General features: G+C 64.3%; 8 protein-coding genes. 4 read left to right on the plus strand and 4 right to left on the minus strand.

Features of this window, described 5'->3' with window-relative positions:
* Positions 1 to 119: 119 nt before the first annotated feature.
* The 3 genes from AB6724_RS21345 to AB6724_RS21355 all read right to left on the minus strand — a co-directional run bounded on the left by AB6724_RS21345 (position 120) and on the right by AB6724_RS21355 (position 4,210).
* Positions 120 to 1,253, minus strand: coding sequence for a CaiB/BaiF CoA transferase family protein (locus tag AB6724_RS21345; protein WP_369340550.1), 1,134 nt, complete (start codon positions 1,251 to 1,253; stop codon positions 120 to 122).
* Between the two features lie 71 nt (positions 1,254 to 1,324).
* Complete coding sequence (locus tag AB6724_RS21350) at positions 1,325 to 2,320, minus strand: Bug family tripartite tricarboxylate transporter substrate binding protein (RefSeq protein ID WP_369340551.1); 996 nt, start codon at positions 2,318 to 2,320, stop codon at positions 1,325 to 1,327.
* Between the two features lie 183 nt (positions 2,321 to 2,503).
* On the minus strand, positions 2,504 to 4,210 hold the full coding sequence (locus AB6724_RS21355; RefSeq protein WP_369340552.1) for an acyl-CoA dehydrogenase family protein: 1,707 nt from the start codon (positions 4,208 to 4,210) through the stop codon (positions 2,504 to 2,506).
* A gap of 106 nt (positions 4,211 to 4,316) precedes the next feature.
* Between AB6724_RS21355 and AB6724_RS21360 the strand changes: the two genes are divergently transcribed.
* The 4 genes from AB6724_RS21360 (at position 4,317) to AB6724_RS21375 (ending at position 8,407) form a co-directional block, all read left to right on the plus strand.
* Positions 4,317 to 5,204, plus strand: coding sequence for a LysR family transcriptional regulator (locus AB6724_RS21360; protein ID WP_369340553.1), 888 nt, complete (start codon positions 4,317 to 4,319; stop codon positions 5,202 to 5,204).
* 329 nt (positions 5,205 to 5,533) lie between these two features.
* The gene (locus AB6724_RS21365; protein ID WP_369340554.1) at positions 5,534 to 5,947 is read left to right on the plus strand and encodes a hypothetical protein; all 414 of its coding nucleotides are present in this window, start codon (positions 5,534 to 5,536) and stop codon (positions 5,945 to 5,947) included.
* 476 nt (positions 5,948 to 6,423) lie between these two features.
* Positions 6,424 to 7,590, plus strand: coding sequence for a GGDEF domain-containing protein (locus AB6724_RS21370; RefSeq protein WP_369340555.1), 1,167 nt, complete (start codon positions 6,424 to 6,426; stop codon positions 7,588 to 7,590).
* Between the two features lie 298 nt (positions 7,591 to 7,888).
* Complete coding sequence (locus tag AB6724_RS21375) at positions 7,889 to 8,407, plus strand: O-acetyl-ADP-ribose deacetylase (RefSeq protein ID WP_369340557.1); 519 nt, start codon at positions 7,889 to 7,891, stop codon at positions 8,405 to 8,407.
* A 178-nt stretch (positions 8,408 to 8,585) separates the two neighbouring features.
* On the opposite strand, the gene AB6724_RS21380 is transcribed toward AB6724_RS21375, so the two are convergent.
* Entirely contained in the window at positions 8,586 to 9,812 is a 1,227-nt protein-coding gene (locus tag AB6724_RS21380; protein WP_369340556.1) for a PQQ-dependent sugar dehydrogenase, read from the minus strand.
* Positions 9,813 to 10,141: the final 329 nt, after the last annotated feature.

Genomic DNA, 10,141 nt, shown 5'->3' on the forward strand with positions numbered 1-10,141 from the left:
TCCCGACAGTCCTACATGTACGTTGGACTGGCGGGAAATATGGAGAGTTCAACACTGAACGCAGACAGAGCCAAAAAGAAAGCCCGCACTAGGCGGGCCACAGTCACGACAAACAAAGCTCAGCAGTCGCTGTCCGGCAGAAAATCCTGGCCCTCGCTCAGAGGCGCAAAGCGGTAGCTGGCCGGCGTGCGGCTGAGCTTGACCGGAGCGCCCAGCCCCCGGTACTCGCCCATCTTCACCACCATCTCGCGGTGCGCGGTATGCGGATGCTCCAGGGCCTGTTGCACGTCCAGCACTGGCGCGGCGGGCACGCCGATGGCCATCAGCTCGTCGGCGAGCTTCACGCCATCGAGCTGCGCAAACGCCTGCTCCAGCAAGGGCTTGAGCTCGGCGCGGTGGACGGAGCGCTGGCCCGCCGTGGCAAAGCGCTCATCCTGCGCCAGCGCCTCCCGGCCGACATGACCACACAGCAGCCGGAACTGACGGTCGTTGCCCACGGCCAGAAAAATGGGCGCGCCGCCCGTGCTCAACACGTCGTAGGGATAGATATTGGGATGGGCATTGCCCGAGCGCTGCGGCACCTTGCGCCCCATAAACCAGTTGGCAGCATGGGGATGGAGCAGCGACAGGCCTGAGTCGTAGAGCGAGGCGTCCACCAGCTGGCCCTGGCCGCTGCGCCCGCGCTCGTGCAGGGCCAGCAGCACGCCTATGGTGGCGTTCAGCCCCGTCACCATGTCCACCACCGGCAGGCCCACGCGCAACGGGTCGCCGTCGGCCTCGCCGTTGATGCTCATGATGCCGGCCATGGCCTGGATGGCCGCGTCGTAGCCGGGCAGGCTGCCCAGCGGGCCGTCGGCGCCAAAACCCGTGACGCGGCACCAGATCAGCTGCGGCAGCTCTTCACGCATCTGCTCGTAGCCTATGCCCCACTTCTCCATGGTGCCGACCTTGAAGTTCTCCACCACCACATCGGCCTCGGCCATCAGCTCGCGCACGCGCTGCTGGCCTTCGGGCGCGGACAGGTCGAGGAACTGGATGCGCTTGTTGCGGTTCAGCCCGAAGTAGTACGAGGCCACGCCATCCTTAAACGGCGGCCCCCAGGTGCGCGTGTCGTCGCCCTGCGGCGGCTCCACCTTGAGCACGTCTGCGCCATGGTCGCCGAGGATCTGCCCGCAGAACGGGCCGCCGAGGATGCGCGACAGGTCCAGCACCTTGACGCCTTGCAGCGCGCCGGGTGAAAGAGAGTTTTTCATGCTGTACGTTTCAGAAATTTGCAGCGTCCCGGGGCCATGGCCGGCAGCCCGGCGGCCCGGCGTCCAGGTTCTCAATCCAGCTTCACGCCGGCCTTGTGCACCACCTCGCTCCATTTGTCGAGCTCGGTCTTCACAAAGCCGGCCAGATAGGCGGGCTTGGTATCCGCGCCGCGCTCCAGGCCCTGGGCCGCAAAGGCCTTTTTCACGTTTTCCGAATCCAGCGCCTTGGCATAGGCCTGGTTGAGCAGCTCCACCCGGTCCGCAGCCATGCCCTTGGGGCCGACCACGCCGAAGAACACGCTCACGTCATAGCCGGCCAGGCCCTGTTCGGCGATCGTGGGAATCTGCGGCATGGCGCTGGAGCGCTTGGCCGTGGCCACGCCCGGGGCCTTGACCTTGCCGGCCTTGATATAGGGCATGGCCGTGAGGATGTCGGTGAAAGTCATGTCCACCTGGCCGGCCAGCAGGTCGTTGAGCGCCGGCCCCGTGCCCTTGTAGGGCACGTGCTGCAACTGGGTGCCGGCCATGCCGTTGAACAGCACGCCCGCCAGATGGGAGGAGGCGCCGTTGCCCGAGGACGCGAAGTTGAGCTTGCCGGGCTTGCTCTTCTCCAGCGCGACCAGCTCCTTGACGTTGCTGGCGCCCAGGTCCGGCCGCACCACCAGCACATTGGGCAGATAACCCACGTAGATGATGGGCGTGAAGCTGGTGCGCGGGTCGTAGCTGATGGACTTGTACAGCGGCTTGTTGATGGCCAGCGGACCTGAGGTGCCGAACATCAGCGTGTAGCCATCGGGCTTGGCGCGGGCCACATAGTCCGCACCGATATTGCCGCCGGCGCCGGCCTTGTTCTCCACGATCACGCTCTGGCCCAGTTCCCTGGTCAGCTCGGTGGCCAGGATGCGGGCCATGGCATCCGTGGGGCCGCCGGGCGGGAACGGCACGATGAACGCGATGGGGCGCTCGGGAAATTTCTCCGCAGCCTGGACGTTCATAGATACGCCCAGGCACAGGGCGGCGCTGGCGGCCGCGACGGATCCGGCCAGCAGGCGACGGCTGATGTTCATGACTTGTCTCCTTGTTAGGTTCGCCAATCGGTGTTGGCTTTCAAAATTACGACTTACGCAAATCCGGTTCAGGCAAGGCGCTTCCCATGGGAACGGCTGTTGTGCATTCTTGTTTGCGTAGGTCCTGAATATGTAGCTGCTGGCGCTTGTCTGCATTGCGCCAGAGCCGCTTTCTATCGATATTTATTCTTGCCATGCTGCAGGAACTTCGGCGAGCTCCAGCGGATCGCGCGGCAGCACGCGGTGCAGCAGCACCAGCTGCGACAGGCGCAGGCGCTCGCTTGATCCGGTCTGCGCGGCCTCCCAGGCCATGGCGATGGCCGTGGTGCAGTTGTAGAGGCCGGTGGCGGCCTGGCGGGCCAGAACATCGCCGCCATCCTGCGCGGCCTTCTCGGCCAGGACGCCGGCGCGCTCCAGCGCATCTTCCAAAGACTGGCGGTAGGCCGGCGCCAGACCTGCCTGGTCAAGCAAACCCTTGAGATAGCCCTGCAGCACGGGCAGCGAGCCTTCGCGACTGATGGCGCGGATCACGTCCAGCGCCACGATATTGCTCGTGCCTTCCCAGATCGAGCCCAGGTGGGCGTCGCGCACCAGGCGCGGGTCGCTCCACTCCTCGATGTAGCCGCAGCCGCCGCGCACCTCCATGGCGTCGCCCGTCACCTTGCGCGCATCGCGGCAGGCGCGGAACTTGATCAGCGGCGTGAGAATGCGCAGCAGCGCATAGGCATGGGGCTCTCCCGCATCGGAGCGCATCAGCGTCTGCGCGGTCTGGAACACCATGGTGCGCGCCTGCTCGGCGGGTACGCGCAGCTTGTCGAGCTGGCGCTGCATCAGCGGCATCTGCTCCAGGCGCTTGCCGAAGGCGATGCGCTCGTGGGCTATGAACTCGGCCTCGGCCACGGCTCGGCGCATCATGCCGGCCGAGCGCACGCCGTTCGAGAGGCGCGAGTTGTTGACCATGTCGGCCATCTGCACAAAGCCCCGGCCCTGCTCGCCCACCAGGTAGGCCACGGCGCCGTCCATGCGGATCTCGCCGCTGGCCATGGAACGCGTGCCCAGCTTGTCCTTGAGACGGACGATGCGGTAGTGGTTGGTGCGGCCGTCGTCCAGGGTGCGCGGCAGCAGAAACAACGAGATGCCCTTCATGCCCGGCGCCCCGCCCTCCACGCGCGCCAGCACCATGGCGAACTCGGCATCGGGGTTGGAGCAGAACCACTTGTCGCCCGAGAGAAGCCAGGAGCCGTCGGCCTGCGGGGCGGCCATGGTCAGCGTGTTGGCGATGTCGGAGCCCGCGGCCTGCTCGGTCATGAACATCGCGCCCTGGGCCTGCTCGTCCCAGTCCAGCGACAGCAGCCGCGGCAGGTATTTGTTCACCAGCTCGGGCGCGCCGAACTTCTTGAGCGTGCGCGTCAGCGAATCGGTCATGGACAGCGGGCAGCACAGACCGAACTCCGACTGCACGAACAGATAGGTCAGCGCGTACTTGACCATGGGCGGCATCTTGCCCTGCCAGCCCAGCATGTCGTCGCGGTGCGAGATGGCCTGCAGCCCGAACTCGCCATAGGCGATGCGCTCCAGCTCCTCGTAGGCCGGGTGCTTGATGATGCGCTGGCTGTCCTGGCCGGCGCGCGTGCGGTATTCCAGCTCAGGCGGATTCCTGTCGGCAATGCCGGCCAGCTCGTCGATGCGCCCGCCGGCCAGCTCACCCATGCGCTGCAGATGGGGCTGCAGATGGGCAAGCAGATCGGCCGGCAGATAGAGCTCGAGCAACGACTGCAGCTCGGGATCGGTGGCGTAGAAGTTGGCGCCGTGGCGGTCGGGCACGGGGTGGGCCGCGGAGCTGGCGGCCTGGGCCACGGCGTGCATCTGTGGCTGATCGTTGGCGGACATAAAGGTCTCCTGCTGAAATCATTTGCCGCAAATTTCAGCACCCTCATATATTCGCGTCAAATATTATTAAAATCTTTCTCAATACTTTTTTAATATCGATAACACCATGGAACTGCGGCTGCTGCACTACTTCGTCACCCTGGCCGAAGAGCTCCACTTCAGCCGCGCAGCCCAGCGGCTGTCGATCTCGCAACCCCCGCTCTCCGTGGCCATCAAGCAGCTCGAGCAAGAGCTGCAGGCCCAGCTGTTCGAGCGCAGCAGCAAGGGCGTACGGCTCACGGCGGCCGGCGAACATCTGCTGGCCAAGGCACGCCAGCTGCTGGCCCTGAGCCAGCAGGCCGCGCAGGAAACCCGCGACGTGGCCCAGGGCACGCGCGGCCATCTGCGCCTGGGCTTTGTGGGCTCGAGCCTATACCGCGGCCTGCCCCAGGCGCTGGAGCAGTTCCAGCTCACCCATCCCCAGGTGCGCGTCGACATGCTGGAGGCCAACAGCGCCGAGCAGATCCTCGATCTGCAGCAGATGCGGCTGGACATGGCCCTGGTCCACTCCATACAGCCGCCCGAGGGCATTGCCAGCCAGCTCATCATGGAAGAGCCTTTCGTGGTCTGCCTGCCCGAGCAGCATGCGCTGCAGGCCAGCGCAGCCATCGACCTGGCCGAACTCAAGCACGACCGGCTGATCCTGTTTTCCAGCCTGGTCTCGCCCACCTATCACCAGCGCATCTACGAAATGTGCCTGGCCCACGGCTTCGCACCCGAGGTACGCCACGAGGTGCGGCACTGGCTGTCGGTGATCTCGCTGGTCTCGCTGGGCCAGGGCGTGGCGCTGGTGCCCGCGGCGCTGGAACGCGTGGGCATGCCGCGCCTGGTGTTCCGCCCGCTGCAGGGGTCGCATCCTTCATCCGAGATGCTGGCCATGTGGCGCCGCACGCCCGCCAATCCGCTGGTGCAGGCACTGCTGGCCTGCCTGCAGCAGGCCGTGGCCGAACTTTGATGCCCGGTCATGGCAACTCACGTGCGGACGCCGGCCATCTTTGACCAGCATTCCGCGCCGAACGGACCGGTATGCTTAATCTGGCCGCCAGCTGCGTTCGTCCCCTAACAGTCGATCATGTACGAGAAAGCTCCCGCTCAACAATCGCGTTCAGTTGCGCTTCAGGGTGTTGGTTGCAGCACTGCTTTGGTCTCGCTAGCATGCTCCATGCACAGAAAAGGTTTGCGGATCGGAACGAGGCGCCGAGCCGTGAGGGGCAAAACCACAGGCCGGCCGGGTTGCCCTTCTGTGCTCCGGCAGCCTCTCACTTCTACGCGAGGCCTCGACAAATGAGATCGCTAAACCTCGACAGTCTGCTTGGGCAGCGCCACCAAGACGCGACGTTTCACGACGCCGAGTTGCAGTCTTTTCATATTGACTTTGAATCTGGATCGGTGAATTTCCAGTTCATGATTCCCTGCGGCCTTTTCTCAGGGGCTGAGCAGGAGTACCACGGCGGCACACTGGAGTTCACCGGAATTCTGTTCTGTTTCGTCCAGCCAATGGCTTTCTCCTCACAAGCGAATGACAAACAAGCGCTCTGGATAACCTCCAATGGTCCACTTCCCGACGCAAGGGTTGAGCTTGCGATAGAGCTGCCAAGAGACCTTCCGGAAGACGCCTTCATTCACTACTTTTACTCTGACACAAGCAACAGCTTCGCTGTCTTCGCGGCAACCCATGCAGTGTTCCGTTGGCAATAGTCGAGCTACAAGCCCATCCGCGTAGTTACCGGGTCAGGCTCAACGGCCTTCAACCCCTCCTCGCTACCGCACCGCTGACTTCGGGCTTCGAATACCGATTTTTCTTGCTACCACCGCAGGCTGTCTGCAACTGTCGCCGTCCGACATCAGCGGCCAACGCTCGCAACGAGCGGGGGGCGGGTCTCTCGCGGCGGCAATCGCAGCACATCTGCCGCCGACGAGCTGGTCACAGGCGCGTTTTTTATGCTTGAATGCGCAGCCGTAGCGGCGAGGTCACGTGGCTGGTCCGAATGCGGCTGGTCAACGAGTACGGCCTGCCGATCGCCACGGGAGCGGCGTCGGACATCCTCTCCCTATGCCCAGCTCGATCCGTGACTTCCTCCCGGCGGCCCGGCCCACAGGAGATGCCTGAAAATCCGCATCCTGCGACAATCCGCCTCGCGCGGAGTCCGCCTGCGCCGATACATCCATCGTCCATGGTTCTCGACCCCTTCACCCTGCTCGTCCTCTCCTCGGCCATGGCTGCTGCCTCGGCGCTGTACCTGGCCGCCGAATGGAGCAGCGTGCGCGAACGCTCGCTGCTGCTCTGGAGCGCGGGGTTTGCCATCATCGCCGTGGGCAGCGTGCTGGCCCTGCTGCGCTCCAACGGCTATGTGCTGTTCGGCATCTGGTTCCCCAACGGCTTGCTGATCGCCGCCCACTGGTTGTTCCTGGCAGGCGTCGCCGGGTTCACGCGCGTCCGGCTGCCGCACGCCTGGTGGCTGCTGGCCGTCGTCTGGCTGGCGATGCTGTTTCTGCCCGATGGACCCTGGTGGTCCAAGACGATGCTGGGCATTCAGTCGCTGCTCATCGCCGTCATCACCTTGCGCGCCGGCCTGCTGCTGCGCCCGTATGGCGGCGCGCTGAGCGTGGGTGCGGCGCAGCTGCGCTTCGTCCTGCTGGCGCACGGCCTGTTCTACCTCGCCAAGGCCGGCTCGACCGTGGCGCCGGACGCCTTCGTCAACCTGACCAGCTTCCGCGGCGCGGTGATCCTAATCTCGCTGGTGGAAGGCGTGATGGCGATCATGCTGCTCGCGATGTCCATGACCGGCACCGAGCGCCATCGCCGCGAGGAACGTATCGCGCAGATCGCCGCCCGCGACCCGCTCACCGGCCTGGACAACCGCCGCGCGCTCTATCTGCGCGCACCGGAGCTGCTGAAGCAGGCCTCGCCGGCCAGCCCCGGCGCCCTGCTGCTGATCGACATCGACCACTTCAAGCAGGTCAACGACCTGCACGGTCACGATGCCGGCGACCGCCTGCTGGTGACCCTGAGCGACCTGATCCGCGGCGCGCTGCCCCACGGCGCACTGGCCGCGCGGCTGGGCGGGGACGAATTCGTGATTCTGCTGCGCGGCGTCTCCGGCGCCGCCGCGCAGGCGCTGGGCCAGGACCTGCGCGAGTCGTTCGCGCAGCAAGCGCGCGCGATGTTCGCGACGCCGGAGCCGGTGTCCCTGAGCATCGGTGTGGCCTTGTTCGAGCAGCCCGACACGGAGCTGTCGCACTGTCTCAAACGGGCCGACGAAGCCCTCTACGCATCGAAGCGCAAGGGACGGGACCGGATGGAGTTTGCCCCGTTTCCGCCAGGGCGGCCGCAATGCTGATCCCCTAGCGCTCGACGGGCTCTAGTGTGGCGGCCCGGATGTCCTTCGCCTTCAGCCGCGCCTTCTGGCCCGATTGTCGTCGCCGTGATCGCCCCCTCAGAGCCCTATGCATGCCTGCTTCCGGCCGACTGCAGACAACCACGCAGGACAGCGTCCGCCTCAGCAGAGACATCCATTTATGACTCTAAAGCAGGCCTGTCATACTCCAAGCACCTCGGCATTCACACGGCAAATGCATTTTCCCACCTGGTTTTCCGCCGCAATGTCCGTTGCGTTCCCGCTTCTTCGCAGTACACATATGCCAACACGCCTCCATGCCATTTGTTCTGACATCACGAAGCTTCATGTGGGGGCTATTGTCAATGCCGCAAATTCGTCTCTCCTTGGTGGAGGCGGAGTTGATGGGGCCATACATCGCGCGGCAGGCCCGGACTTGGTGCATGAATGCCGGCTGCTTGGTGGTTGCAAGACTGGTCATGCAAAGGTGACCAAGGCCTATCGCCTTTCTGCCCACTACATCATTCACACAGTTGGACCTGTGTGGAGGGGTGGAGGGAGTGGAGAACCAGAACTGCTTGCCGACTGCTATCGCAGGTGTATTGCGCTGGCGGAGGAAAAATCCGTTACTTCGATTGCTTTCCCAAGCATTAGCACGGGCATATATGGCTATCCCGTCAAATTGGCTGCACAAGTTGCTATCAAAACTGTTAGCGAAAGCTTGTCGGAGCACTCGCCGATTGAAGAGGTTATCTTCTGCTGCTTTTCACCTGAAGACCTGTTTCAGTACGATTTAGCTTTGAACCGGCCAACTGCCTGATGCAGAGCGAGTGAATGAGTCAGCGACTATTGCTACCACCGTCTACTCTTGGCCGATAGCCGGCGACCACGGCTGGCGCAGAAACGATCAAGCCGTACGATTTCGATGACGACACTGATGCCGACGCGGGGCCCGGCCCGCAGGTGCCGTTCCACGCATTGAAATCACCTCGAGGTGATTACTTCGGCGTGAGCCGATACAAGCCGCCCTCGTGGTCGTCCTCGATCAACCACAGCGCACCGTCGGGCGCCTGCTCGACGTCGCGGACGCGGAAGCCGACCATCCAGTGCTCGGCTGGCGTCGCGATCGCGCCGTGCACCTCGATCCGGTGCAGGGCGCGGCTTACGAGGCCGGACGCGAACGCCGAGCCCTTCCACTGCGGAAACATCGCGCCGCTGTAGAACATCAGGTTGCCGGGCGCGAGGACTGGCGTCCAGTAGATCACGGGCTTGGCGAGGTCGGGGCGCGTGTCGGGGCTCGCAATGGGCACGCCGTCGTAGTTCACCGCATAGGAGACCAGCGGCCAACCGTAGTTCTTGCCCGGCTCGATCAGATTGAGTTCGTCGCCGCCGCGCGGTCCATGCTCGAGTTCCCAAAGACGGCCATCCGGCGCGAACGCGAGGCCGTAGGGCGTGCGATGCCCCGAGGACCATGCCTCGGACGGCGTCAGATTGGGAGCGTCAAAGACATAGGTGCGCACGACCGGCGCGGTCTTGGCAGCCTCCGTATCTCTTGGCGGATCGATCACCGGGACCGACCGTGCGCCGGTCTGGCCCTCCATGGGGTTGCCGGGTGCAGGCTTGCCGTCCAGGGTCAGCCGCAGGATCTTGCCGGCCGGCTGGTTCGGGTCCTGGGCGGGTGTCATGCGCTGCCGGTCGCCGGCCGTGAGGAAAAGAAATTTCTGGTCCGGAGAAAAGGCCACCGCAGCGCCGACCTGGCCTCCCTTGCCCTTGATCGGATCGCGCCAGATGACCTCCAGGCCCTCCAGCGAGGCGGTGCCGCTGCCGATCTTGAGCGTTGCGCGGGCGAGCGCAAGACTCGAGGTGCCTGGGATCGGTCCGGGCTCCGAATAGGTCAGGTAGATCGCCCCATCGCGCGCATAGGACGGAGCCAGGTAGACGCCGAGCAGGCCGTTCTGGTTTTGATAGAGCACCGGCGGCACGCCGGTGACTTCGAGCTTCTGCCCGGATTGGGTGGCCAGGAAGAGCTTGCCGGGCTTCTCGGTGACCAGCATGCGCCCGTCCGGCAGAAAGGCAATGCGCCATGGAAGATCGAACTGCGCGACCTTCGTGAGCTTGAACGGAGGCGATGGAGTGGGCGGCAGATTTCCGGCGTTGATCTGCGCAACGGCAGGCGTTGCACCGAGAAGCAACCAAGGGATGAGTCCGAACTTCGGGAATTGCATGCATCGCTCCTCAGTGGGTAGTCCGAAGAGTATCCGGTAACCGCGAGAGCCGTGTCGAGCACCGGGCCGTCGGCGCGACAAGCGCCGGGCCACGCTTTCTGGAACGTCCGTCGCTCCTGTTTCTGAAAGCCGCCTCTCACCAACGGCAGCTTGTGGCCGACCTCTTACTATCGCTGTTCGACCCATTTCCGTCGTTTGTGAATTGCGAAAGCGGACACTCCAAGGCCAGATGAGACGAGCAGAAGAGCGGCTCTAGGGTGTGTCATCTAATGTGATAGTTGCTGCGTTATCAGTAGCGTGATTCGTAGACATGCACTGACCGATGCCCA

The sequence above is a fragment of the Comamonas guangdongensis genome, assembly GCF_041079535.1.
GTDB classification, from domain to species: Bacteria; Pseudomonadota; Gammaproteobacteria; order Burkholderiales; family Burkholderiaceae_C; genus Comamonas; species Comamonas guangdongensis.

Bases quoted from the DNA above. Each gene is read 5' to 3' on its own strand.
- AB6724_RS21345 (WP_369340550.1), bottom strand. From the start codon at position 1,253: ATGAAAAACTCTCTTTCACCCGGCGCGCTGCAAGGCGTCAAGGTGCTG.
- AB6724_RS21350 (WP_369340551.1), bottom strand. From the start codon at position 2,320: ATGAACATCAGCCGTCGCCTGCTGGCCGGATCCGTCGCGGCCGCCAGC.
- AB6724_RS21355 (WP_369340552.1), bottom strand. From the start codon at position 4,210: ATGTCCGCCAACGATCAGCCACAGATGCACGCCGTGGCCCAGGCCGCC.
- AB6724_RS21360 (WP_369340553.1), top strand. From the start codon at position 4,317: ATGGAACTGCGGCTGCTGCACTACTTCGTCACCCTGGCCGAAGAGCTC.
- AB6724_RS21365 (WP_369340554.1), top strand. From the start codon at position 5,534: ATGAGATCGCTAAACCTCGACAGTCTGCTTGGGCAGCGCCACCAAGAC.
- AB6724_RS21370 (WP_369340555.1), top strand. From the start codon at position 6,424: ATGGTTCTCGACCCCTTCACCCTGCTCGTCCTCTCCTCGGCCATGGCT.
- AB6724_RS21375 (WP_369340557.1), top strand. From the start codon at position 7,889: ATGCCAACACGCCTCCATGCCATTTGTTCTGACATCACGAAGCTTCAT.
- AB6724_RS21380 (WP_369340556.1), bottom strand. From the start codon at position 9,812: ATGCAATTCCCGAAGTTCGGACTCATCCCTTGGTTGCTTCTCGGTGCA.